The sequence below is a fragment of the Brevundimonas sp. Root1423 genome, from assembly GCF_001426805.1.
Genome location: NZ_LMFL01000013.1, coordinates 101,126 through 124,464, shown reverse-complemented (window position 1 = coordinate 124,464; position 23,339 = coordinate 101,126). Strand labels below are relative to the sequence as shown.

The 23,339-nt window shown below is 69.6% G+C and carries 20 protein-coding genes and 2 pseudogenes; 11 read left to right on the top strand and 11 right to left on the bottom strand.

The features are described 5' to 3' along the window. On the top strand, nucleotides 1-944 hold a 944-nt coding region (locus ASD25_RS10925; RefSeq protein ID WP_056617257.1), incomplete at its 5' end, for a substrate-binding domain-containing protein. Between the two features lie 132 nt (nucleotides 945-1,076). Here the strand turns inward: ASD25_RS10925 and ASD25_RS10920 are convergent. Then, nucleotides 1,077-2,246 (bottom strand): glycosyltransferase family 1 protein, encoded by a 1,170-nt coding sequence (locus ASD25_RS10920; RefSeq protein ID WP_056617263.1) that lies wholly within the window; start codon nucleotides 2,244-2,246, stop codon nucleotides 1,077-1,079. 190 nt (nucleotides 2,247-2,436) lie between these two features. Here ASD25_RS10920 and ASD25_RS29340 point away from each other — a divergent pair. Further along, nucleotides 2,437-3,809: pseudogene (locus ASD25_RS29340) on the top strand (proline dehydrogenase family protein); the annotation flags it as partial. Nucleotide 3,810: 1 nt separating this feature from the next. Then, the coding region (locus ASD25_RS29335) for a proline dehydrogenase family protein (RefSeq protein WP_156389278.1) at nucleotides 3,811-5,760 on the top strand (1,950 nt) is incomplete at its 5' end. Between the two features lie 3 nt (nucleotides 5,761-5,763). Here the strand turns inward: ASD25_RS29335 and ASD25_RS10910 are convergent. The 3 genes from ASD25_RS10910 to ASD25_RS10900 all read right to left on the bottom strand — a co-directional run bounded on the left by ASD25_RS10910 (nucleotide 5,764) and on the right by ASD25_RS10900 (nucleotide 8,743). Continuing rightward, a complete protein-coding gene (locus ASD25_RS10910; protein WP_200943598.1) occupies nucleotides 5,764-6,060 on the bottom strand; it encodes a hypothetical protein in 297 nt (98 codons plus the stop codon). Nucleotides 6,061-6,152: 92 nt separating this feature from the next. Further along, nucleotides 6,153-7,070: a hydroxymethylglutaryl-CoA lyase gene (locus ASD25_RS10905; protein ID WP_055827404.1), complete on the bottom strand. Its 918-nt coding sequence runs from the start codon at nucleotides 7,068-7,070 to the stop codon at nucleotides 6,153-6,155. Beyond that, complete coding sequence (locus ASD25_RS10900; RefSeq protein ID WP_055829611.1) at nucleotides 7,067-8,743, bottom strand: glycosyltransferase family 39 protein; 1,677 nt, start codon at nucleotides 8,741-8,743, stop codon at nucleotides 7,067-7,069. Before ASD25_RS10900 ends, ASD25_RS10905 begins: the two co-directional genes overlap by 4 nt. Before the next feature lie 112 nt (nucleotides 8,744-8,855). On the opposite strand from ASD25_RS10900, the gene ASD25_RS10895 reads away from it, so the two are divergent. Beyond that, nucleotides 8,856-9,584: a glycosyltransferase family 2 protein gene (locus ASD25_RS10895; RefSeq protein ID WP_055827408.1), complete on the top strand. Its 729-nt coding sequence runs from the start codon at nucleotides 8,856-8,858 to the stop codon at nucleotides 9,582-9,584. A gap of 107 nt (nucleotides 9,585-9,691) precedes the next feature. Further along, entirely contained in the window at nucleotides 9,692-10,120 is a 429-nt protein-coding gene (locus tag ASD25_RS10890; RefSeq protein ID WP_082560007.1) for a hypothetical protein, read from the top strand. An 855-nt stretch (nucleotides 10,121-10,975) separates the two neighbouring features. On the opposite strand, the gene ASD25_RS10885 is transcribed toward ASD25_RS10890, so the two are convergent. The 3 genes and pseudogenes from ASD25_RS10885 to ASD25_RS10875 all read right to left on the bottom strand — a co-directional run bounded on the left by ASD25_RS10885 (nucleotide 10,976) and on the right by ASD25_RS10875 (nucleotide 13,050). Next, a complete protein-coding gene (locus ASD25_RS10885) occupies nucleotides 10,976-11,326 on the bottom strand; it encodes a hypothetical protein (protein WP_055827414.1) in 351 nt (116 codons plus the stop codon). A 375-nt stretch (nucleotides 11,327-11,701) separates the two neighbouring features. Then, a pseudogene (gene phaR, locus ASD25_RS30380) lies at nucleotides 11,702-12,167 on the bottom strand (polyhydroxyalkanoate synthesis repressor PhaR); the annotation flags it as partial. Nucleotides 12,168-12,330: 163 nt separating this feature from the next. Further along, nucleotides 12,331-13,050: a hemolysin III family protein gene (locus tag ASD25_RS10875; RefSeq protein ID WP_055829613.1), complete on the bottom strand. Its 720-nt coding sequence runs from the start codon at nucleotides 13,048-13,050 to the stop codon at nucleotides 12,331-12,333. On the opposite strand from ASD25_RS10875, the gene ASD25_RS30375 reads away from it, so the two are divergent. From ASD25_RS30375 to ASD25_RS10865, 3 genes are all read left to right on the top strand, one after another. After that, nucleotides 13,049-13,192 carry a hypothetical protein gene (locus tag ASD25_RS30375; RefSeq protein ID WP_156389277.1) on the top strand — a complete coding sequence of 48 codons (144 nt, stop codon included), beginning with the start codon at nucleotides 13,049-13,051 and terminating at the stop codon, nucleotides 13,190-13,192. The two genes, ASD25_RS10875 and ASD25_RS30375, sit on opposite strands and share 2 nt — an antisense overlap. Nucleotides 13,193-13,271: 79 nt before the next feature. Then, nucleotides 13,272-14,450 (top strand): acetyl-CoA C-acetyltransferase, encoded by a 1,179-nt coding sequence (locus tag ASD25_RS10870; RefSeq protein ID WP_055827418.1) that lies wholly within the window; start codon nucleotides 13,272-13,274, stop codon nucleotides 14,448-14,450. A gap of 7 nt (nucleotides 14,451-14,457) precedes the next feature. Then, nucleotides 14,458-15,801, top strand: coding sequence for an FAD/NAD(P)-binding protein (locus ASD25_RS10865; RefSeq protein ID WP_055827421.1), 1,344 nt, complete (start codon nucleotides 14,458-14,460; stop codon nucleotides 15,799-15,801). 21 nt (nucleotides 15,802-15,822) lie between these two features. Here the strand turns inward: ASD25_RS10865 and ASD25_RS10860 are convergent, their stop codons facing one another. Next, nucleotides 15,823-16,842 carry a YeiH family protein gene (locus tag ASD25_RS10860; RefSeq protein ID WP_235562704.1) on the bottom strand — a complete coding sequence of 340 codons (1,020 nt, stop codon included), beginning with the start codon at nucleotides 16,840-16,842 and terminating at the stop codon, nucleotides 15,823-15,825. 98 nt (nucleotides 16,843-16,940) lie between these two features. Further along, complete coding sequence (gene glmM / locus ASD25_RS10855; protein ID WP_055827423.1) at nucleotides 16,941-18,290, bottom strand: phosphoglucosamine mutase; 1,350 nt, start codon at nucleotides 18,288-18,290, stop codon at nucleotides 16,941-16,943. A 166-nt stretch (nucleotides 18,291-18,456) separates the two neighbouring features. Here glmM and glmS point away from each other — a divergent pair, with 166 nt between their 5' ends. Next, the gene (gene glmS / locus ASD25_RS10850; protein ID WP_055827426.1) at nucleotides 18,457-20,271 is read left to right on the top strand and encodes a glutamine--fructose-6-phosphate transaminase (isomerizing); all 1,815 of its coding nucleotides are present in this window, start codon (nucleotides 18,457-18,459) and stop codon (nucleotides 20,269-20,271) included. A 56-nt stretch (nucleotides 20,272-20,327) separates the two neighbouring features. Next, the gene (gene galU / locus ASD25_RS10845; protein ID WP_055827429.1) at nucleotides 20,328-21,206 is read left to right on the top strand and encodes a UTP--glucose-1-phosphate uridylyltransferase GalU; all 879 of its coding nucleotides are present in this window, start codon (nucleotides 20,328-20,330) and stop codon (nucleotides 21,204-21,206) included. A gap of 6 nt (nucleotides 21,207-21,212) precedes the next feature. Here galU and ASD25_RS10840 read toward each other — a convergent pair whose 3' ends face one another. Both ASD25_RS10840 and ASD25_RS10835 read right to left on the bottom strand, forming a co-directional pair. After that, nucleotides 21,213-21,437, bottom strand: a complete 225-nt coding sequence (locus ASD25_RS10840) for a hypothetical protein (RefSeq protein ID WP_055827431.1) — start codon at nucleotides 21,435-21,437, stop codon at nucleotides 21,213-21,215. Nucleotides 21,438-21,475: 38 nt separating this feature from the next. After that, nucleotides 21,476-22,219 carry an alpha/beta fold hydrolase gene (locus ASD25_RS10835; RefSeq protein ID WP_055827434.1) on the bottom strand — a complete coding sequence of 248 codons (744 nt, stop codon included), beginning with the start codon at nucleotides 22,217-22,219 and terminating at the stop codon, nucleotides 21,476-21,478. 49 nt (nucleotides 22,220-22,268) lie between these two features. Between ASD25_RS10835 and ASD25_RS10830 the strand changes: the two genes are divergently transcribed. Next, nucleotides 22,269-23,261, top strand: coding sequence for a glycosyltransferase family 9 protein (locus ASD25_RS10830; RefSeq protein ID WP_055827437.1), 993 nt, complete (start codon nucleotides 22,269-22,271; stop codon nucleotides 23,259-23,261). Nucleotides 23,262-23,339: the final 78 nt, after the last annotated feature.

Below are 23,339 nucleotides of genomic sequence, written 5' to 3'. Positions count from 1 at the left end.
CCGTCTTCCCCTTCGCCACCCGCGTGGCCGAGAATTTCGCCCGCACCTCGGGCGGCGCCGCGCCGCGCGTCGAATCGCTGGGCACCGGCGGCGGCATCCAGGCCTTCTGCCAGGGCGTCGGCCCGAACACGCCTGACATCGCCAACGCCTCGCGGCCGATGAAGGCGTCCGAGTTCGAGCTGTGCCGGACAAACGGCGTCACCGACATCGTCGAGATCAAGATCGGCTTCGACGGCATCGTCATCGCCACGGCCCGCACGGGGAACAGCTTCAACTTCCGTCTGCAGGACCTCTACACCGGTCTGGCCAAGGAAGTTCCGGGCGCCGGCGGCGCCTTTGTCGCCAACCCGGCCACGAGCTGGAACCAGGTCAATCCGGCTCTGCCGAACCAGCGCATCCAGGTCTACGGCCCGCCCCCCACCTCGGGCACCCGCGACGCCTTCCTCGAACTCGGCATGGCCCCGGGCGCCGAATTGATCCCGGCCCTGAAGGCGATCAAGGACGCTGACAAGGACCGCTTCGAGACCCTCGCCCACACCCTGCGCGAGGACAACGCCTGGATCGACTCGGGCGAGAACGACAACGCCATCGTCCAGACCCTCAGCCGCACTCCCGGCTCGCTGGGCGTGTTCGGCTTCTCCTTCCTCGAGCAGAACCTCGACACGGTGAAGCCCGAGACCATCGACGGCGTCGCCCCGACGGCCGAAACCATCGCCGACGGCACCTATCCGCTGGCCCGCAGCCTCTACATCTACGTCAAGAAGCAGCACGTCGGCGTGACCCCGGGGCTGGAGCAGTTCGTCGCCGAATTCATGTCCGAGGCCTCGGCCGGCCGCGGCGGCTATCTGCAGGACCGCGGCCTGGTGCCGCTGCCCGCCGACCAACTGGCCGCCCAGCGCGCCGTGGCCGCGGCCATGACGCCGATGACCGCGCCGGCGAAGTAGGCATTCGCCTCTCCCTCCCCTTCATGGGGAGGGATGTCGACGCGAAGCGGCGACAGGGTGGGGGTGCGTCTGGAATTCCCCACCCGGTCGCTGCGCGACCACCCTCCCCATGAAGGGGAGGGAGAGGCGCGTTTAGGCCGCCGCCTTCCGCCGCAACCGCGCGATCCGGCGCAGACGTCGCCAGAAGCGGCCGCGCTCGGGCTCCGGATAGGGCTGCAGGTTCTCGACGAACTCCTCCGCCGAGGCGCGCCAGCTGAATTTTTCGGCATAGGCGCGCACGGCGGCGCGGTCGCATTCCAGCGCCTTCAGACAGGCCGTGCGCAGGTCCTTGTCGATGGCCCCCGCGTTGGAGCCCGGGATGATGTCGATCGGCCCATGCGCCGGATAGGCCGCGACCGGCGTGCCCGTGGCCATGGCTTCGAGGATCACCAGGCCGAAGGTGTCGGTCCAGCTGGGGAAGACGAAGACGTCGGCGTCGCGGAAACACCGCGCCAGCGCCTCGCCGAAGCGGGCGCCGAGGAATTTCGCCTCCGGATATTTCTCTTCCAGCTCGGCCCGCGCCGGCCCGTCGCCGACGACGATCTTGGTCCCCGGCAGGTCGGTCTCGAGGAAGGCCTCGATATTCTTCTCGACGGCCACGCGGCCGACATTGAGGAAGAAGGGACGCGGCCAGTCCTTGCCGCCCAGCTCCTCGTAGATGCGCGGCAGGTCGGGGTTGAACTGTTCGGTGTCGACGCCGCGCGTCCACGGCGAGACGTTCTTGAATCCGTGCGCCACCAGCTCGTCGCGCAGCGTCGGCGTGGCCACCATCAGCCGGCCCGACGGCTTGTGGAACCACTTCATATAGGCGTAGCCGACCTGCACTGCGTCGCGCAGCGTCGGCGTGGCCACCATCAGCCGGCCCGACGGCTTGTGGAACCACTTCATATAGGCGTAGCCGACCTGCACCGGGATCGGGAACCGCGCCGAGACATATTCGGGGAATTTGGTGTGATAGCTGGTCGTGAAGGGCAGCTTCCACTCCACGCAGATGCGACGCGTGGCGATGCCGATCGGGCCTTCGGTGGCGATGTGCACGGCCTCGGGCTCGAAGGCGCGCAGCCGTTCGCGAATCTCTTCCTCGGCCCCCAGGGCCAGCCGGATTTCCGGATAGGTGGGGCAGGGGATGGTCTTGAACTGGCTGGGTTCGATGACGTCGACCTCATGGTCCATGCCCCGGCATTCCGCCACGGTGCGGGTCAGGGTGCGGACGACGCCGTTGACCTGGGGCTCCCAGGCGTCGGTGGCCAGAACGATGCGCATATGGGTGCGGGTCAGGGTGCGGACGACGCCGTTGACCTGGGGCTCCCAGGCGTCGGTGGCCAGAACGATGCGCATATGGGCCGGGTGGCTCCGCCGTTGATCGGTCGCAACCTCTAGCGCCTGATGCGGCCGTTGGCGAGACGCCGCATCCCCCTCCCGTTCCGTCGCAAAAGCGTCTAGGACGCCCGCCATGAACGCACACGTCTCGCCGCCGGTCGCCCTCTCCCAGGACTGGGATACGCTGGATCAGGGCAAGTTCGCCGACGAAACCGCCACGGTGCGGGGCCTGCTGGCCAATATGCCGCTCGACGGGGCCGAGCGCGCCGCCGTCCTGTCCGCCGCCGTCGGCCTGGTCGAACACGCCCGCCGCAGCGTCAAGAAGCAGGGGGTGGTCGAAAGCTTCCTGCAGGAATTCTCGCTCGGCACCCGCGAAGGCCTGGCCCTGATGTGTCTGGCCGAGGCCCTGTTGCGCACCCCCGACGAGGACACCCGCGATCGCCTGATCGCCGAAAAGATCGGCTCGGCCGACTGGTCGTCCCACCTCGGCCAGTCCGACAGCCTGTTCGTCAACGCCTCGACCTGGGGGCTCCGACTGGCCCTGATCGCCGAAAAGATCGGCTCGGCCGACTGGTCGTCCCACCTCGGCCAGTCCGACAGCCTGTTCGTCAACGCCTCGACCTGGGGSCTGATGCTGACCGGCAAGCTSGTCGACGTCGACGAGGAGGCCCGCACCGACCTGCCCGGCTTCCTCAAGCGCATCGTCGGCCGYCTGGGSGARCCSGTGATCCGCGAGGCCGTCGCCGCCGCSGTSCGCATCATGGGCGAGCAGTTCGTCGTCGGCCGCACCATCGAGGCCGCCCTGAAACGCGCCAACCGCGAGGGCTGGCTGTGCAGCTTCGACATGCTGGGCGAGGGCGCCCGCACCGCCCACGACGCCGAGCGCTATGAAAAGATCTACGCCGACGCCATCGAGGCCGTCGGCAAGACCGCGAAAGGCCAGGGCCCCGAGGCCGGCCACGGCGTCTCGGTCAAGCTCTCGGCCCTGTCGCCGCGCTACGAGGCCACGCACGAGGCGCGCGTCTGGGACGAACTCTATCCGCGCATCCTGCGGCTGGCCCGCATCGCCGCGAAGCACGACATCAACTTCACCATGGACGCGGAAGAGGCCGACCGCCTCGCCCTGTCGCTGAAGTTGCTGGACCGCCTCGCCCGCGAACCGGACCTCGGCGGCTGGACCGGCCTCGGCCTCGCGGTCCAGGCCTATCAGAAGCGTTGCCCCGAGGTGATCCGCCGCGTCGCCGACCTGGCGCGGACCTCGGGCCGCCGCCTGATGGTCCGTCTGGTCAAGGGCGCCTACTGGGACACCGAGATCAAGCGCGCCCARGTCTTCGGCCGCACCGACTATCCGGTCTTCACCACCAAGGCCGCGACCGATCTCAACTACCTCGTCTGCGCGAAGCTGATGATCGAGGCCGCGCCCCACATTTACAGCCAGTTCGCTCAACTACCTCGTCTGCGCGAAGCTGATGATCGAGGCCGCGCCCCACATTTACAGCCAGTTCGNGCCCTCCGTCTGGTCAAGGGCGCCTACTGGGACACCGAGATCAAGCGCGCCCAGGTCTTCGGCCGCACCGACTATCCGGTCTTCACCACCAAGGCCGCGACCGACCTGAATTACCTCGTCTGCGCCAAGGCGATGATCGAGGCCGCGCCCCACATCTACAGCCAGTTCGCCACCCACAACGCCCACTCGCTGGCCGCCGTCCGCCAGATGGCGTCCGAGCGCGGCGTGAAGATCGAATTCCAGCGCCTGCACGGCATGGGCGAGGCGCTCTACGACGCCGCCCGCGACGCCTTCGGCCCCGTCACGGTGCGCGCCTATGCGCCCGTCGGCGGGCATGAGGACCTGCTGCCCTATCTGGTCCGCCGCCTGCTCGAGAACGGGGCCAACTCCTCCTTCGTCCACGCCCTGCTGGACGAGCGGGTGCCCGCCGCCGCCGTCGCCGCCGACCCCATCTCCGCCGTCGAGGCCCACCCCGACCGCCACGCCAAGATTCCGACCCCCAAGGACATGTACATGGACCGCCAGAACTCGCTGGGCCGCGACTATTCCCAGGCCGCCGACCGCGACCGGCACGCCGCCGCCCTCGAAAAGGTCGACGCCGAGAAGCTGACCTCGGGCCCGATCATCGGCGGCAAGCTGAAGGCCGGGACCAACCCCCAGCCCGTGACCAATCCGTTCGACACGACCCAGGTGCTGGGCCACGTCTCGGAAGCGAGCACGGCCGACATTGACACGGCCGTGAACGCCGCGGCCAAGGCCCAGGTCGCCTGGGACCGCAAGGGCGGCGCGGGCCGCGCCCCCGTCCTGCGCGCCATGGCCGACGCGCTGGAGGCCGACATGGATCGTCTGGTCGCCCTGCTGTCGCGCGAAGCGCTGCACGGCCGCGGCGTCTTCGCCTGCATCAGCCCGTGGAACTTCCCCCTGGCCATCTTCACCGGCCAGATCGTCGCCGCCCTGGCCGCCGGCAACGCCGTGCTGGCCAAGCCCGCCGAACAGACACCGTTGATCGCCGCCGAGGCCGTGCGCCTCTACGTCAGGGCCGGTCTGGACCCGAACCTGCTGGCCCTCGTCCCCGGACGCGGCGAGACCGTCGGCGCGGCGCTGGTTTCGCACCCCGGCATCGACGGCGTCGCCTTCACCGGCGGCACCGACACGGCGACGCTGATCAACAAGTCCATCGCCGCCCGCCCCGGCGCCATCATCCCCTTCATCGCCGAGACCGGCGGCCTGAACGGCATGTTCGTCGACACCACGGCGCTGAAGGAACAGGTCATCGACGACGTCATCCTGTCGGCCTTCGGCTCCTCGGGCCAGCGCTGCTCGGCCCTGCGTCTGCTCTATGTCCCGCACGACGCCGCCGACGCCCTGATCGAGGGCCTCAAGGGCGCCCTGGCCGCCCAGGTTGTGGGCGACCCCGCCGACCCCGCCACCGACATCGGCCCCGTCATCGACGCGGATGCGAAGGGCATGCTCGACGCCCACCTCAAGCGTCTCGAAGGCGACGCGAAGATCGTCGCCCGCGCCGAACTGCCGGCGGGCTCGGACAAGGGACACCTGTTCGCCCCGACCATCGCCGAGATCCCGACCCCCGACTATCTGGAGCGCGAGGTCTTCGGCCCCATCCTGCACGTCTGCCGCTATCACCCGTCCGAACTGAAGCAGACGGCCTCGAAACTGGCCCAACGCGGCTACGGCCTGACCCTCGGCGTTCACAGCCGCATCGAGGCCTTCGCCGAGGAGGTCACCCGCCTGGTCCCGGCCGGCAACGTCTACATCAACCGCTCGATCATCGGCGCGGTGGTCGGCGTCCAGCCCTTCGGCGGCGAGGGCCTGTCCGGCACGGGACCCAAGGCCGGCGGCCCCTACAGCCTGATCCGCTATGCGTCGGAGAAGGCCATCAGCAACAACATCTCCGCCCAGGGCGGCGACCCGGCGCTGCTGAACCTCTGACCCCTAGTGGAAAATCCCCACCGCGCCCTCGATCCAGACCAGGGCGACGATGGCGATGACGAACAGCGAGAACCCGATCCGGATGACCGGATTGCGGACACGCCAGGCGACCAGCTCGATCACGGCCCCGCCGCCGATCAGCAGCACGCCGGCGAAGACGAAGTCGCTGAGGGTCCAGTTGACCTCGCTGGTGAACTGCATGGCGACCAGAGGCGCCGTCATGATCAGGGCCACCGCCCCCCAGCCCAACATCCGCAGGGCCTTCCACAGCTGGTCCAGATCCTGGTTGGTCACGTTCATGTCGCCGTCCCTCGGTTACCGATGACGGGACGATGCCGGAGTCCCGCCTGAGCGGCATGAGCGAAATCTGAGCAGTTGCTGAAAAGCGGCCGTCAGCCCTTCGGCCAGCCGCCCGCCCGGCTCAGCGCGCTCGGCGCCGGCCGACCGATCTTCCCGCCGATCCAGCGGGCGGTGCCGATCAGGGCGTCGAGATCGTAGCCGGTGTCGAACCCCGCCCGCTCCAGCATATAGACCAGGTCCTCGGTGGCGATATTGCCCGTGGCGCCCGGCGCGAACGGACAGCCGCCGATGCCCCCGACCGAGGCGTCCAGCACGTCCACCCCGGCCTCGACGCCGGCATAGGCGTTGGCCAGGCCGGTGTTGCGCGTGTCGTGGAAATGCAGCCGCAGGGTCGCCTCGGGCGCGGCCTTGCGGGCGGCCTCGACCGTCTTCGTCACGCTCCACGGATCGCCGACGCCGATGGTGTCGGCCAGGGCGATCTCAGCCACGCCCAGGGCCGCGATCCGTCCGACCAGATCGGCGACCCGGTCCGTCGACACCTCGCCGTCGAACGGACAGCCCCAGACGCAGGACAGGGTGGCCGACAGCGAGGGCGTCGCCCCCGGCGCCCCTTCCGCGTTCTGTCGTCCGGCGACGATGTCGGCCAGCATCCCGACCTGCTGGTCCACCGTCAGACCCTGGTTCTTCAGCCCGAAGCCGTCGGTGACCGACATCGCCACATTGACCTCGTCCACCGCCGTGCCCAGGGCCCGGTCATAGCCCTTGCCGTTCAGCACCAGGCCGATGCGGCTGCGTCCCGCCTCCTGCGGCAGGGCGGCCATGACCTCTTCGGCCCCGGCCATCTGCGGCACGTATTTGGGATGGACGAAGCTGACCGCCTCGATCCGCCGCGCCCCCGCCGCCTCCAGTCGCCGGACCAGATCGGCGCGGACGGCGGGTTCGAGGATCGCCTTTTCGTTCTGCAGGCCGTCGCGCGGACCGACCTCGACGATGGTGATCGGGCGGCTCATGGGGCCGGCGCCGACGCAGGCGCGATCCCGGGCGGGGCGTAGACGGTCAGGCTGACGTCATCGCCCTTGGAATAGTTGTGGCCGTCGACCACGCCCACGGCGCGGCCGGTCACCCCCAGCCGGGCGGCGGCGTCGCGGAAGGCGTCGGCGTCGCCTTCCTCGACGATGGCGGGCCGTCCCTCGGCCAGGGCGCGGGCGGCCCCTTCGGCGTCGGTCAGTTCAGTGTCCTTGCCGATCAGGAAGACGAAGCTGGGTTCATGGAAGCTGGTGATCGCCACCGGCCCGGCGCGGCCCTGGCGCGGATGCAGGTCGGCCCGTTCGAGCACCTTCTCGAGCTGCGGCGCCACCGCCAGGGGGCGCAGCTGGCGCAGGGTCCCGGCCAGGGCGGCGTGGGCGAGAAGGCCGAGGGTCAGCGACACCAGCAGGGCCGTCACCGCCGCCCGGTGCAGCATCAGAAAGGCCCCGACCAGACTGGCCAGGATGGCGAAGACGATGGTCAGGGTCGCCCAGGTCTGGGCGGTGGACTTGCCATACTCGGTCAGCAGCCAGACCGCGCCGACGACGAGCAGGCCGCCCACGAACAGGGTCAGCCCCACCCCGGCGTAGCGCGATATCCGTCCGACCGGCCGCATCACGGCGGCGGCGGCCAGCAGGGCCAGTCCGCCGAAGGTCGGCAGGGTGTAGTGGGCCAGTTTGGTCGGGGTCAGCTCGAAGATCAGCCAGGCCGGAACCACCCAGCAGACCAGGAAGCGGACCGCCGGCTCGGCCCGCCGGCTCCAGCCGGTCGAGACGGCGGCGGGCAGCAGCAGGGTGGCCGGGAAGAACAGCAGCGGGGCGATCAGCAGATAGAAGCCGGGCAGGACGCCGTGGCCCTCATCGCCGCCCGCCACCTTGGGCGCCAGATCGCCGCCGATGGCCTCGCGCCAGAAGCCGCCGTCGGTGGCGATGGTGATGGCGATGGCCCACGGTCCGACGATCAGGGCCACCAGCGGCAGGCCCCAGCCCCAGCCCAGCCGCCTCAGCCACGAGCCGTCCCGGTCCCAGATCGACAGGGCCAGTATGGCGGGCGCGATGACCAGCAGGCCGATCGGACCCTTGATGAGGATGGACAGGCCCAGCCCGAGCCAGAAGGCCAGCTTCCACGGCCTTCGCGGCGCCTCGCCCGCCCGCGCCGCCAGATAGATGCGCGCCAGCCCCGCCATGGCCAGGGTCACCGCGCCGCACAGCATGGCGTCGGTCTTGGCGATGCCCGCCTCGGTCGATAGCAGGAAACTGGCCCCGAGAATCGCGCCGGCGAGGAAGCCGGCCCTCTGGCCGAACATGGCCGCGCCGGCCCAGGCGCAGGCGGCGGCGGCCAGCATGGCCCCCAGCAGCGACGGGATGCGATAGGGGGCGATGTCGCGGTTCTCGACCTTCGAGGTCATCGCCACCGCCACGGCCTGCATCCAGTAGATGCCGACCGGCTTCTTCCAGCGCGGCTCGTCCTGGTAGCGGATGTCGATGAAGTCGCCGCTCTCCAGCATCTGCGAGGTGGCCTGGGCGTAGCGGCTCTCGTCGCGGTCCAGCGGCGGCAGCAGCATCAGCACCGGCAGACCCGCGAACAGGGCGATCAGGGCCGCGAGCAGGGGCCCGCGCCAGCCGGCGATGTATCGGTCAAGGTCGGAGGCGATCATGCCCATCTTCCTATCACGGCCTTTCCGCCCGTCACATTGTTAGAGCGCCGGCCGCGGATGCGGAGGCGGGCGCCATCTCCCGCATCCCGCCGAAACCGGCTAGAGAGCCAGGATGAACGCAGCCATCCCCGACATCTCCGTCGTCGTCCCGGTCCATAACGAGGAGGGCGCCGCCGGTCCCCTGGCCCGCGAGATCGCCGAGGCCTTCGCCGGACGCTCGTACGAGATGGTGTTCGTGGACGACGCCTCGCGGGACGCCACCCTGGCCGAACTGCGCGGCCTGATGGCCGAACTGCCGGCCCTGCGGGTGCTCAGCCACGGATCGAATGCGGGCCAGAGCCGGGCCGTGCGCACTGGCGTCCTGGCCGCCCGGGCGCCGATCGTGGTGACCCTCGACGGCGACGGCCAGAACCCGCCGGCGGACGCGCCGAAGCTCGCCGATCTGCTCGCCTCGTCGCCGTCGTCGGTGGCTCTTGTCGGCGGTCGCCGGGCCAAACGGCAGGATTCCGCGGCCAAGCGTCAGGCCTCGATCTGGGCCAACCGCATCCGCAAGACGCTGCTGGGCGACGACGCCGACGACACCGGCTGCGGGCTCAAGGCCTTCCGGCGCGACGCCTTCCTGCGCCTGCCCTATTTCGATCACATCCACCGCTACCTGCCGGCCCTGATGATCCGCGAGGGCTATCAGAACCTCTATCTCGACGTCGATCACCGCCATCGCGAGACGGGCCAGTCGAAATACACCAACTGGGGGCGGCTGATGGCGTCGCTGTCGGATCTGATGGGCGTCATGTGGCTGAAAACCCGGTCGCGGCGGCCCGGCGCGATCAGCGAGTTCTGAGCGGCTCTCCGGGCGCGGCGAACCGGCATGGCTGAACGGATCGAACCGGGGTATGCAGGGTTAACAAGCGCGGCCGTTATGCGCGCTGACCGATGATGGAGCCCGCCATGCTGATCGCCATCCCGCTGCTGATGATCCCGGTGATCCTGTACAACATCGTCGTCCTGACCGGCGCGGTCGGCGGCGCCGGCGCCGTGGCGGCGGACGGCAGTCTCCGGGACGTTCTGTTCTCCATCCCCATGACCTCAGGCTCGGTCTGGAATGTCGGCGTGGGCGACATGATCCTGTTCCTGTCGCTGATCCTGCTGTTCTTCGAACTGCTGAAGTCGACCTCCAGCCAGAAGGTCGCGATCGTCAATCACGCCCTGTCGATGATCCTGTTCGTGATCTGCCTGGTCGAATTCCTGCTGATCAAGGGCTTCGCCACCTCGACCTTCTTCCTGATCGTGACGATGGTCATGCTGGACGTCCTCGCCGGCTTCATCGTCACCATCATCTCCGCCCGCAAGGACCTCGACTTCGCCAGCGGCGGCTGAGCGCCCTTGATCCGCCCATCCCGGCGGTGACCGCCCGACACATGACCCGTGCGCCCCCGCGAGGCGGGGATGCACGGTGATGGGGAGCGCGAAGGCGTGACGCTGCCGGCCGGATATATAGTCGGGTTGGCGGGAAAACATCCTGCCTTCTCAACACCTTACGATTTTCCCAAACTCTATTGTCAGCACCGCCCCCCGGCGACCCCATAATATCTGCATCCCGTCGCGGGGGAGGGCGTCTGGCGCCAGGGCCATCAACGTGCGGCGGGGTGCGATCGAGCGGGAAACCGCATCCGTATCGAGGTGGGGGCTCCGGCTCCGGCCCACGGGAGGGTGCGGGACTGTCTGCGGGGGAAACCGAAACCGCGGAGCCCGGGGAGCCTGGCCGCTCTCCGCCCGTCGCGGGCCTCGGGACGTCCAGGGAGTAAACGGTGAAAAGCGCAGGGGACTGAAGACCCCCGGCAGGCCGTGCAGAAGCCCTCAGCGTCCTGCCTGTGTGAACCGGTCGCGCGGAGCGAAGGCGGCGACGCCGAAAACACATCCCGGTCCCCGCAAAGCGAAAGCAGGGGGCCATCTCCGGTTCCGGGCTAGCCGCCCGCGCTCCGCGACCTCCCCGCACTTTCCGGCAGCGATGCCGGCGAGCGCTTCACCCTGCGCGGTGGTCCTCGGGACAAGCCCGAGGACGATGAATTTGAAGATCAAGCTCCTGGAGCTCGCCGATCCGGCCTTACGAAAACGCCACGAAAATCAGGGCGACGACGGCGACGTCGACGGTGCGGGCGATGAAGGTCAGCATGGCGGCGGTCCCGAACGAGGCTTGAACACCCGTCGTTCAGCAAGGACCGTGCCGCGGGCTCAGATGTCGGTGTCTTCCGCCTTGCCGGGCCGGGGACGCCGCTCGTTGGCGCCGGAGTGTTCGGTCCCGAGGTAGGCGGAGCGGGCCGCGTCGAGCACGGGCGGGCCGCCCTTGAGGCCGCGCCGTTGTCCGGTCTGTCCGATCATCTGGGCGGCGAAGGCGGCCGCCGAGGCGTCGGACGCCGGGGCCGGGGCAGGTCTTGCCGGGGGCGGGGCGGGCTCGGCGACGAATTCGGCGACGGTCAGGGCGCGCGACCCGGCCGCGGCCCGGCGTTCGGCTGCGCGCCGTTCGGCCGAGCGGCGCTCGTCGCGGCGTTCGACGGGACCCACGGCGCGGATCTCGTCGCCCATGTCAGTCGCCCTTGCCGGGAGGCTTGGCCAGTTTGTCCAGCTGGCTGCGCATCTCGTCCATCTGGCGGCGCATCTCCTCCAGCGGATCGGCGGCCGGCGCGGCCCTGGGCTCGGTCGCGGCCGAGGCCGCCGCCATCGCGCCGGGCGTCAGGGCGCCGAAGCCSGGCCACATCTTCATGGCGTCGCTGAACATGGCCATGTTGCGCTTGACCGCCTCGTCCATCAGGCCGGCGCCGGGCGCGGCCCCGAAAGCCTTGGAGAACTGGCCGCGGATCTGCTCCTGCTGGCGACTGAAATTGTCCAGCGGCCCCGAAAGCCTTGGAGAACTGGCCGCGGATCTCGCGGCCGAGGCCGCCGCCATCGCGCCGGGCGTCAGGGCGCCGAAGCCCGGCCACATCTTCATGGCGTCGCTGAACATGGCCATGTTGCGCTTGACCGCCTCGTCGATCAGACCCGCCCCCGGCGCGGCGCCGAAGGCCTTGGAGAACTGGCCGCGGATCTGCTCCTGCTGGCGGCTGAAATTGTCGAGCGACATCTCCAGATAGCTGGGCAGGACGCCCTGCATCTGGCCGCCGTAGAAGCCGATCAGCTGGCGSAGGAACTGSACCGGCAGCAGGGCCTCGCCCCGGCTCTCTTCCTCGAAGATGATCTGGGTMAGGATCTGGCGCGTCAGGTCGTCGTTGGTCTTGGCGTCATAGACGACGAATTCCGTCCCCTCGCGCACCATTTTCGCCAGATCTTCCAGCGTCACATAGGCCGAGGTCGCCGTRTTGTAGAGGCGGCGGTTGGCGTATTTCTTGATGACGACGGTTTCGCCGGCTCCGGACTTCCTGTCAGCCACGCGCGATCCTCGTTCCTGTTGCAACGCCGCACTATGCTGCGCTGCGGCGGTTGGCGTATTTCTTGATGACGACGGTTTCGCCGGCTCCGGACTTCCTGTCAGCCACGCGCGATCCTCGTTCCTGTTGCAACGCCGCACTATGCTGCGCTGCGSACGGGAATGTCTAGCCGACGCCSGCGGCGGCSGGRGCCAGGACGACGCCSACCAGCACCGCGGCCCAGTGGACGGTCGCGCCGGTGACGACGAAGCCGTGCCAGATGGCGCGGCGGAATTTCACCCTCGGGCTGATGAAGACGAACACGCCGGCGGTGTAGATCAACCCCCCCAGCACCAGCAGGCCGAGCGCGATCGGGTGAACGGTGTCGATCATGGGCTTCAGGGCGATCACGGCCAGCCAGCCGAACAGGGCGTAGACCCCGGCCCAGAAGGCGTCGGAAATCCGCGGCGCGACCAGCTTGGCCCCGACCCCGGCGATGGCGATGGCCCAGACCAGCAGGGTGAAGCCGATCGACCAGGCGCCCTCGAAGCGCTGGGTGGTGAAGGGGGTGTAGCTGCCGGCGATCATCAGAAAGATCGCCGCCTCGTCCATGCGGCGCAGGATCGGCCGCGCGGCGCAGGGACGCGTCTGGTTGTAGACGGTCGAGGCGGCCAGCATGGCGATCAGGCACAGCGCATAGATGGCCGTGGCGGCGACGGCGCCGAGGCCGACGTAGAGGGCGGCCAGCACCGCCAGCACGATCCCGCCCACGGCGGCCAGCGTCAGGCCGACGACGTGCACGACGAGGTCGGCCGTCTTTTCGGCGGGCGAGCGGTAGTGCTCGACCATATCCAGTTCGTCCGGCACGCAGACCTGGACGAACACATTCTTCAATCGCGTGAGCATGGCCACCATCAAGCCTTTGTCGCTCTATTCGTTCCCGCGAACATGGAGCGGACCCGGTGACCATGCGGTGAACGGCGCTGTCAGGCGTGACGAAGGCGTTGCGATGCGGCAGAAACGCCACGACTTGTTTCCCGCGACCTAACGCCCCCGACGGGCGTAGAGGTTTCGTTTTCCATGGCCCGGCGCTCCCCCGCCCCGCGGCCCCGTTCCGAGGTTGCTGCATGTCCATCGACGTCGTCATCGTCTCCGCCGCCCGCACGCCGGTCGGCGCCTTCCTCGGCGGCCTGTCCAGCCTGCCGGCGTCGAAACTGGGCGAGATCGCCATCCGCGCCGCGCTGGAGCGGGCCGGAGTGGATGCGGCCGACGTGGACGAGGTCATCCTCGGCCACGTGCTTCAGGCGGCGGCGGGTCAGGGACCGGCGCGGCAGGCGGCCATGGGCGCGGGCATCCCGAAGGAGACGGCGGCCTGGAGTCTGAACCAGATCTGCGGCTCGGGCCTGCGCGCCGTCGCCATCGGCGCGCAGCAGATCGCCCTCGGCGACGCCAGGATCGTCGTCGCCGGCGGCCAGGAGAGCATGAGCCAGGCGCCCCACGCCCAGCACCTGCGCACCGGCCAGAAGATGGGCGACCTGTCGCTGATCGACACCATGATCCGGGACGGGCTGTGGGACGCCTTCAACGGCTATCACATGGGCCAGACGGCCGAGAACGTCGCCGAACAGTTCCGGATCAGCCGCGCCGACCAGGACGCCTTCGCCGTCGCCAGCCAGCACAAGGCCGAGGCGGCCCAGAAGGCCGGCCGCTTCGACGACGAGATCGTCCCCGTGACCATCGCCTCGAGGAAGGGCGACGTGGTCGTCGACAAGGACGAGTTCATTCGCCACGGCGCAACCCTTGAAGCCATGGAGAAGCTGCGCCCGGCCTTCACCAAGGAAGGCTCGGTCACCGCCGCCAACGCCTCGGGCCTCAACGACGGCGCCGCCGCCCTGGTGCTGATGAGCGCCGACGAGGCGAAGGCGCGCGGCCTTGAAGTCCTCGCCCGGATCGTCTCCTCCGCCACGGCCGGCGTCGATCCGGCGGTCATGGGCACGGGCCCGATCCCGGCCTCGAGGAAGGCGCTGGAGAAGGCGGGCTGGACCGTCGCCGATCTCGACCTGGTCGAGTCCAACGAGGCCTTCGCCGCCCAGAGCCTGTGCGTCCTGCGCGAACTCGGGCTCGATCCTGACAAGGTCAACGTCAACGGCGGCGCCATCGCCATCGGCCACCCCATCGGCGCCTCCGGCGCCCGCATCCTGACCACCCTGCTGCACGAGATGAAGCGGCGCGATGCGAAGAAGGGTCTGGCGACGCTGTGCATCGGCGGCGGCATGGGCGTGGCCATGTGCATCGAGCGGGACTGAACCGGCGATGACCGCCCCGGCGCGCGAGGCTGGAACCATCCAGCGCGTCGCCATCGTCGGCGGCGGCTTCTCCGGCGCCATGCTGGCCGCGCGGCTGGCCGAGCGGAGCGTCGCCTCGGTCCTGATCGACCGGACCGGCGTCTTCGGTCCGGGCGTCGCCTATTCGACCGGGTTCGACGGCCATGTGCTGAATGTGCGCTCGAACCGGATGAGCGCGGTCGAGGGACGGCCCGACGACTTCGTGCGCTGGCTGGAGGCGCACCATCCCGACCACGCCGATCCGGAAGGCTTCACGCCGCGCCGGCTGTACGGCCTCTATGTCGAGGACCGGCTCGCGCGGGCCGAGGCCGCCCAACCGGGCCTGATCACGCGGGTCGTCGGCGAGGCCGTCGCCGTTGCGGGAACGGCCGTGCGCCTCTCGGACGGACGGCGGATCGAGGCCGACGCCGTGGTCCTGGCCACCGGCAACCCGGCCCCGGGAACCGCGGATACGCTCCGCGCGGACGGCCCGGACCAGGTGATCGGCGATCCGTGGCGGCCCGACGCCCTGGATATTATCGGTCCGGAGGACGATGTGATCATTCTCGGCACCGGCCTGACCATGGTCGATATCATGCTGTGGCTGCAGGCTCGCGGCTGGCGCGGCCGGGCGACGGCGCTGTCGCGACGCGGGCTGACGCCCCGCGCCCACGGAGGGCGCCACGACCCTCCGGTCTCGCCGGGCGACGCGCTGACATCGGGGCCCCTTTCGCGACGGGTGGCCGAGGCCCGGCGGCTTTCGGCCGGGGACGACTGGCGCGGCGTCATGGAGGGGCTGCGCCCGATCACAGCCGCCGTGTGGGTCGCCGCCGACCCCGCGACCCGCGCCCGCTTCCTCCGTCACCTGCGCCCTTGGTGGGACGTTCACCGGCACCGCATCGCCGACAGCGTCGCGGGCACGATGGAGAGGCTGGAAGCCGACGGCCGGCTGGTCATCCTCGCCGGTCGCGTCCGCCGCGCCGAACAGACCGGCGAAGGGATCACGCTGGCGTGGACGCCGCGGCGGGGCGGGTCGCCCGCCCCGCTGACGGGCCGCTGGCTGATCGACTGCACCGGGCCGGGGCACGATCCCGCGACCGCGCCCCTGACGGGTCCGCTGATCGGATCGGGCCGGGCCCGGCTGGACCCCCTGGGACTCGGGCTGGATCTCGATGCGGAGGGCCGGGTCCTCGATGCGACGGGCGCGCCCGACCGCTCGCTGTTCGTCCTGGGTCCGCCGGCTCGCGCGGCCTTCTGGGAGACCGTCGCCGTGCCTGATATCCGCAAGCGGATCGAAGGCCTGGTCGGAACGCTGGCGGGTGCGCGGCTCTGAATCCAGCGACCGCGCCGAACCTCAGAAGACCCCGAGCAACCCGATCAGGCCGAGGGCCAGGCCGATCAGCGACAGCAGCGACAGGGTGACGACGGCGGCGATGCGGACGCCCGAGCGGGCGACGGCGCGGGCGTCGGTGCTCAGCCCCAGGCCGGCCATCGAGATCAGTGTCAGGGCGGTGGCGACCTCGGCCATCACCGGCAGGGCAGGGGCGGGGATCAGGTCGAGCGACCGCGCCGCCATCATCAGCAGGAAGCCGACGATGAACCACGGAACCAGCTGGCCGACCGAGATCCGGCGCGGCCGGGCCGCTCCCATATCGCCCTGGACGGGAACGTCGCGGTCGGACCTGCGGCCGAGGGCGGTGGCGACGGCCAGGAACAGGCAGACCGGACCCAGCATCAGCACGCGGACCAGCTTGATCAGCGTCCCGGCCTGGGTCGCCACCGCGCCCGTGGGCATGGTGGCGGCCAGCACCTGGGGCACGGCATAGACGGTCAGGCCGGCGAGGACGCCGTAGTTCAGGTCCGTCATCCCCAACGCCACGCCGAGCAGCGGGAGGACGAGCACCACGCCGACTCCGAGGACGGCGGTGAAGGCGATGGCGGCGGATACGTCCTCGGCGTCGGCGTCGATCACCGGGGCCACCGCGGCTATGGCCGAGTTGCCGCAGATGGCGTTGCCGCACGCGATCAGCACCGCCATCCGGTGCGGCAGATGCAACAACCGCCCGAGCCCATAGCTGACGGCGAGGGCGAGCACGACGATCAGGACGGTCCCCGCCAGCAGTCCGGGACCGATGGCCATGACCGTGGCGGCGCTGATCGAGGCGCCCAGCAGCACCACCGCGATCTCCAGCAGGGTTCGGGCGCTGAACTCGATCCCGGGCCGCAGGCCGGCGGGCGGAGTCCACACGGATCGCACGGCGGCCCCGATCAGAATGGCCAGCACAATGGCCTCGATCCATCCCCGGCCGAGGAGCCGCAGCTCAAGCGCCTGGGCGCCAACGGCCGCCAGGGTGACCGCCGCGCAGGCGATCACGCCTGGTATCAAGGACAGGGCGCCCCGAAGGCGTGCGGGAATCATCATGCGAGACTGCGCCGGGGAGGCGTCGTGATCCACCGTTCAGTTCGGAGCCGCTACCCCGCCGCCTTCACCGCCGCGACCACGTCGGCCACGACCGATTTCACCAGCGCCGCGTCATCGCCCTCGGCCATGACACGGATCAGTTTCTCGGTGCCCGAGGGCCGGACCAGCAGGCGCCCGACTCCGGCCAGACGCGCTTCGGCGGCGGCGATGGCCGCCTTGACCGCGGCGTCCTGCAGCGGCTTGCCCGCCGTGAAGCGGACGTTCTCGAGCAGTTGCGGCACCGGTTCGAACTGGCGGGCGAGGTCGCTCATGGCGCGGCCGCTTTCGACCATCACCGCCAGCACCTGCAGGGCCGACAGCAGGCCGTCGCCGGTGGTGGCGTAGTCGTGCAGGATGATGTGGCCGGACTGTTCGCCGCCCATGTTGAAGCCGCCCTGGCGCATCCGCTCCATGACATAGCGGTCGCCGACCTGGGTCCGCTCCAGCGTCAGTCCGGCCGCGTTCAGCGCGCGCTCCATCCCGAGGTTGGACATGACGGTCGCCACCACGCCGCCGCCGACCAGCAGACCTCGCCTGGCCCAGTCCAGGGCCACCATGGCCATGATCTGATCGCCGTCGACGACCTGACCTTTCTCATCGCAGATGATGACGCGGTCCGCATCCCCGTCCAGGGCGATGCCGATGTCGGCGCGATGGGCCTTGACCGCCTCGGCCAGGGCCTGGGGATAGGTCGAACCGCAGTTCGCGTTGATGTTCAGCCCGTTGGGATCGACGCCGATCGGGAAGACCTCGGCGCCGAGTTCGTACAGCGTCGTGGGCGCGACCTTGTAGCCGGCCCCGTTGGCGCAATCGACGGCGATCCGCAGGCCCTGAAGGCTCCGACCCTTGGGGAAGCTGGCCTTGGCGATCTCGATATAGCGGGCCTGGGCGTCGTCGACGCGCTTGACCCGTCCCAGCTTGTCCGGGGGCGCGAGGCCCGCGTCGAGGGCCTGGTCCATCATGGACTCGATCTTCAACTCGACTTCATCCGACAGCTTGTAGCCGTCGGGCCCGAACAGCTTGATGCCATTGTCCAGATAGGCGTTGTGCGAAGCGGAGATCATCACCCCGATGTCGGCCCGCATCGAGCGGGTCATCATCGCCACGCCGGGGGTCGGCAGGGGCCCGAAGGTCAGAACGTCCATGCCCGCCGAGGCGAAGCCCGCGACCAGCGCCGGCTCGATCATGTAGCCGGACAACCGCGTGTCCTTGCCGATCACCACCAGATGGCGACGGTCGTCGGACGACATGAACAGCCGCCCGGCCGCCAGCCCGACCCGCAGCGCCACCTCGGGAGTCATCGGATGGGTATTGGCGCGTCCGCGGATGCCGTCCGTGCCGAAATAGCGTCTCTCGCCCAAGCGTCGTCTTCCTCTCGTCGCGGTCGCAGAAACCTTGCGAAACCGCTTTTTAGGTGCAAACCGGGGCGCCTGTCGCCTACATCGGCGCCAGACAGCCGGGCTCGGCTTAGACCGTTACCCGTCCGTGCGCAAAGCACGGAAAGGCAGATTTCCGAGGGATTTATCTATGTGCGGCATCATTGGCGTGACGGGCGTCGGCCCGGCGGTTCCCCGTTTGATCGACAGTCTGAAGCGGCTGGAATACCGGGGCTATGACTCCGCCGGCGTCGCGGCCCTGGTCGATGGCCGCATCGAACGCCGTCGCGCCAAGGGCAAGATCCGCGAGCTGGAAGCGGTCCTGCTCGCCGAACCCCTGAACGCCACCATCGGCATCGGCCACACCCGTTGGGCCACGCACGGCGCCCCGACCACGGCCAACGCCCACCCCCACCATGCGGGGCGGGTGGTGCTGGTCCACAACGGCATCATCGAGAATTTCGCCGAGCTGAAGGCCGAGCTGGCCGCCGAGGGCCATGTCTTCGAAAGCCAGACCGACACCGAGGTCGTGGCCCATTTGATCGACCGTGCGCTGGGGACCGACAACGATCCGCTGGTCGCCTTCAAGACCGTGCTGGACCGGCTGACCGGGGCCTATGCCCTGGCGGTGCTGGTCGAGGGCGAGGACGGGTTGATCATGGGCGCCCGACGCGGCAGTCCGCTGGTGGTCGGCTGGGGAGAGGGCGAGATGTACCTGGGCTCCGACGCCCTGGCGGTCGGCCCCTTCACCCAGAAGATCTCCTATCTGGAAGAGGGCGACTATGTCGGCGTCGACCGGAACGGCGCGCGCATGTTCGACGTGGACGGCGCCGCGGTCGAGCGGCCGATCGTGCAGGTCTCGGCCTCGTCGGCCCTGGTCGAAAAGGGCGAGTACCGGCATTTCATGGAGAAGGAGATCCATGAGCAGCCCGACAGCGTTCAGCACACCCTGTCGCACTACCTCGATTTCGTGAACGGCAAGGCCAAGACAGACTCCGCAGACTTCGCCGCCATCGACCGGATCCAGATCGTGGCTTGCGGCACCGCCTTCTACGCCGGCCAGATCGGTCGCTATGCGTTCGAGAAGCTGGCGGGTCTTCCCTGCGACGTCGAGATCGCCTCGGAATTCCGTTATCGTCAACCGGCCCTGACGCCCGGAACGCTGGCCGTCGCGGTCAGCCAGTCGGGTGAAACCGCCGACACCCTGGCCAGCCTGTCCTGGTGCAAGGCCAAGGGGCTGAAGACCGCCGCCCTGGTCAATGTCCACTCGTCCTCGATGGCGCGTGAGGCGGGCCACCTGTGGCCCACCCACGCGGGCCCCGAGATCGGCGTCGCCTCGACCAAGGCCTTCACGGCCCAGGTCGCCGCCCTGCTGGCGCTCGCCGTCGCGGCCGGCGTCCAGCGCGGCCATATCGACCCCTTGCGCGAGGTCGCACTGGTCAAGGCCCTGTTCGAGGCGCCGCGCCTGATCGCCGAGGCCATGGCGATGGAGGACGACCTGAAGGCCGTCGCCCAAGACATCGCCAAGGCCACAGACGTCCTGTTCCTCGGTCGTGGGGCGATGTTCCCCCTGGCCATGGAGGGCGCGCTGAAGCTGAAGGAGATCAGCTATATCCACGCCGAGGGATATGCCGCCGGCGAGTTGAAACACGGCCCCATCGCCCTGGTCGACGAATTCACCCCGATCATCGCCCTCGCCCCGCTGGACGAAGTGTTCGAGAAGACCGCCTCCAACCTGCAGGAGGTGGCCGCGCGCGGCGGGCCGGTGATCATGATCGCGCCGAAATCCGCGCCTGATCCGCACGGCGCCGGCATCCGCCGCGTCGACGCGCCCGCGTGCCACTCGCTGATCGCGCCGCTGGTCTACGCCATCCCGGTGCAGCTGCTGGCCTATTACACCGCCGTCCAGAAGGGCACGGACGTCGACCAGCCCCGCAATCTGGCCAAGTCCGTCACCGTCGAGTGATCGCATCCGGGCGCGGATGCGTTTAGGCTGTCCGACCCCGCCGTTCAGGATTCCGCATGACCGCTCACAGCCGCCGCCTTCGCAAGGCCGTCCTGCCCGTCGCCGGCCTCGGCACGCGGGTTCTGCCCGGCACCAAGACCACGCCCAAGGAACTGCTGAACGTCGTCGACCGGCCGATCCTCAGCTACATCGTGGAAGAGGCGCGCGAGGCCGGGATCGAGCACATCGTCTTCGTCACCGGTCGGTCAAAGGGCGCGATCGAGGACTATTTCGATCACCAGATCGAACTCGAGGCCCAGCTTCTGGCCAAGGGCAAGACCGACATCCTCGACGCCATGATCGCCGAACTGGCGACGGCCGGCGAAATGAGTTTCACACGGCAGATGCAGCCGCTGGGCCTCGGCCACGCCGTCTGGTGCGCCCGCGATATCATCGGCAATGAACCGTTCGCCGTCCTGCTACCCGACGTCATCGTGGACTCCCAGCCGGGTGCGCTGAAACAGCTGGCCGATGTCTACGCCCAGGTCGGCGGCAACGTCATCGGCGTGGAGGCTGTGCCCGAGAGCGAAACCCACAAATACGGCATCGTCGATCCAGAGAATCGGGACGGCCGCCACATCCGCATGAAGGGGATGATCGAAAAGCCGCCCCGGGGCGAGGCGCCGTCGAACCTGTCGATCTCGGGACGCTATATCCTGCAGCCGGAAGTCTTCGACATTCTGCAAAATCAGCCGCGCGGCGCGGGCGGCGAGATCCAGCTGACCGACGGCATGGCCCGGCTGATGAAGGAACAGACCTTCACGGCCGTCGAGTATGAGGGCGTCACCCACGACTGCGGCGACAAGATCGGGCTGCTGAGGGCGAATGTGGCCCTGGCGCTGAAACGTCCCGACCTGGGCGAGGCGGCAAGGGCGGCGATCACCGCCCTGCTCTGACGAGGCTCAACCGCCGCTGGTCAGCCGCGAGGCGCCGCCGGTGATCCTGCAGACGTTGTCGGTCTGGGGTCGGCCCGATTGCTGGCCGGTCGGGGACAGAATGCCGCCCCGGGCGGCGCAGTCGTCAGACAGACGCTGAAGCTCGGAGGCGTAGCGGTCGACGCCGGCGGTCGGGGCGCAGCCGGCGGCGGCCAGCAGAAGCAGGGCGGGGGCGAAAGTCAGGACGCGCATGAGGGAATCTCCTTGCGATGCGGTCTGTATTTAAGCGCTCAACGACGCATCCGTTCAATCGCCTCGATCAGGCGCTCCAGGTCCGCCGGGCTGGACAGGCGATGGTCGCCGCCCTCGATCAGGTCCAGCCGGATGTCGCCTCCGGTCAGGCGCTCGACCAGACGGACCGCATGGCCCCAGGGCACCACGTCGTCGGCCCGCCCCTGCAGGATATGCACGGGCGCGGCGACCGGAATGGCCGCGTCCAGCATCAACCAGTCACGGGCCTCTTCGAACATGGCGAGGGTCAGGACATATTCGCCGAGCCCTTCCTCGGTGATCAGCGTCTCTCCATCGCGCAGGATGGCCTGCCGCTCGTGATCGGCAAGGCCGGGCCACATCAGCCGCTCGGTGAAGTCGTGGGCGGGATTGACCAGCGCGAGCCCCGCCATTCGGTCCGGCCGCGCCAGCGCCAGCAACAGGGCCACCCATCCCCCCATCGACGACCCGACCGGAATGACCGGCCCGTCCAGACTGTCGATCAGGCCGATGGCGTCCTCGCGCCAGCGGCCGACGGTGGCCTGGCGCCAGTCCCCGGTCGACTGGCCGTGGGCGAAATGATCGTAGCGGACATAGTTCCAGCCCCGCTCGCGGGCCGCCGCGTCCAGCACCAGGGCCTTTGTCCCTTCCATGTCGGAGCGGAAACCGCCGATCCAGACGACGGTCGGACCGTCGCCCTCGATCCGCCGGAAGGCGAGGGTCTCGCCGTCCGGCCGCCGCAGCCGCTGAATGCCGTCGCTCATGAGCCGCCTCTCGCGAAAACCGTCGCGGACTGATAGCGAACCCCGCGTAATGAAGCGAAGGCCAAAGCGCGTGCCCGATCCCCAGACCGCCCCGAAGGTTCTGTTCGTCACCTCCAACCGCATCGGCGACTGCGTCATCTCGTCGGGCGTGATCCGCGAGATCGGGCGTCAGCTTCCGGGCGCGCGGATCACCGTCGCCAGCGGCCGCCCGCCCGCGCCGCTGTTCCGCGCGGCGCCCGGCGTCGAGCGGGTCGTCATCCTCGACAAGAAGAAGTTCGCCGGACACTGGGTCGACCTGTGGAAGCAGGCGGTCGGCGTCCGCTGGGACCTCGTGATCGACATCCGGGGTTCGGCCCTCAGCTATCTGGTCCCGGCGAAACGGCGCGTGGTCTACAACCGGTCGTGGGAGACCGGAGTCCGCAAGGTGGAGATGGTGTCGCGCCTGATGGGCGCCGCGGCGCCGCTGGACCCGGAAATCTTTCTCGACGATCAGGCGCGGACCGAAGCCGCCGCCGTCATCGACCCCCAGCTGGCGACCGCTCCGGGGCCGATCATCGCCCTTGCCCCCATCGCGCACCAGCCCGGCAAGAGCTGGCCGGCGGATCGCTGGGGCGGGCTTGTCGAGAGACTGAAGGCCGATGCCCGGTTCGACGGCTGGCGTTTCATGCTGGTCGGCGGCCCGGGCGACCATCCTCCGGCGGCGCCGGCCCTGGCGGCGGCGGGCCTTCGGGGGATCGACTTTGTCGGCAAGGGCGACATCCTGGCCTCCGCGGCCGCGATCGACCGCGCCGCCCTGTTCGTCGGCAATGATTCCGGGCTGATGCACGTGGCGGCCGCCGCGGGCCGGCCGACGCTGGGACTGTTCGGTCCGACCGAATGGTGGCTGTACGGGCCCTGGGGGCCAAAGACCCGCACTGCGGCTTCCAACGAGACCCGCGGCGCGTTCGCCCCCATCGAGGCGCTGACCACGGAGCGTGTCTTCGACGCCGTGATCGACCTGCATACTGCGTTCATCGGCGGGGGCGGCCCCGCCAAACCTTGAAGAGACGGGCGTTCGCGGTCATATAGGCCGCTGGAGGGGAACGCGGCGAACCGTCGCGCGCTCCGGCCTGTCAGAACT

What these genes read in the sequence shown, in the direction of transcription:
- ASD25_RS10865 (WP_055827421.1), top strand. Translation starts at nt 14,458, where the DNA reads ATGACCGCCCCGGCGCGCGAGGCTGGAACCATCCAGCGCGTCGCCATC.
- ASD25_RS10840 (WP_055827431.1), bottom strand. Translation starts at nt 21,437, where the DNA reads ATGCGCGTCCTGACTTTCGCCCCCGCCCTGCTTCTGCTGGCCGCCGCC.
- ASD25_RS10870 (WP_055827418.1), top strand. Translation starts at nt 13,272, where the DNA reads ATGTCCATCGACGTCGTCATCGTCTCCGCCGCCCGCACGCCGGTCGGC.
- ASD25_RS10900 (WP_055829611.1), bottom strand. Translation starts at nt 8,743, where the DNA reads ATGATCGCCTCCGACCTTGACCGATACATCGCCGGCTGGCGCGGGCCC.
- ASD25_RS10835 (WP_055827434.1), bottom strand. Translation starts at nt 22,219, where the DNA reads ATGAGCGACGGCATTCAGCGGCTGCGGCGGCCGGACGGCGAGACCCTC.
- ASD25_RS10895 (WP_055827408.1), top strand. Translation starts at nt 8,856, where the DNA reads ATGAACGCAGCCATCCCCGACATCTCCGTCGTCGTCCCGGTCCATAAC.
- galU (WP_055827429.1), top strand. Translation starts at nt 20,328, where the DNA reads ATGACCGCTCACAGCCGCCGCCTTCGCAAGGCCGTCCTGCCCGTCGCC.
- ASD25_RS10910 (WP_200943598.1), bottom strand. Translation starts at nt 6,060, where the DNA reads ATGAACGTGACCAACCAGGATCTGGACCAGCTGTGGAAGGCCCTGCGG.
- ASD25_RS10890 (WP_082560007.1), top strand. Translation starts at nt 9,692, where the DNA reads ATGCTGATCGCCATCCCGCTGCTGATGATCCCGGTGATCCTGTACAAC.
- ASD25_RS10920 (WP_056617263.1), bottom strand. Translation starts at nt 2,246, where the DNA reads ATGCGCATCGTTCTGGCCACCGACGCCTGGGAGCCCCAGGTCAACGGC.
- ASD25_RS10885 (WP_055827414.1), bottom strand. Translation starts at nt 11,326, where the DNA reads ATGGGCGACGAGATCCGCGCCGTGGGTCCCGTCGAACGCCGCGACGAG.
- ASD25_RS10830 (WP_055827437.1), top strand. Translation starts at nt 22,269, where the DNA reads ATGAAGCGAAGGCCAAAGCGCGTGCCCGATCCCCAGACCGCCCCGAAG.
- ASD25_RS10905 (WP_055827404.1), bottom strand. Translation starts at nt 7,070, where the DNA reads ATGAGCCGCCCGATCACCATCGTCGAGGTCGGTCCGCGCGACGGCCTG.
- ASD25_RS30375 (WP_156389277.1), top strand. Translation starts at nt 13,049, where the DNA reads ATGGCCACCATCAAGCCTTTGTCGCTCTATTCGTTCCCGCGAACATGG.
- glmS (WP_055827426.1), top strand. Translation starts at nt 18,457, where the DNA reads ATGTGCGGCATCATTGGCGTGACGGGCGTCGGCCCGGCGGTTCCCCGT.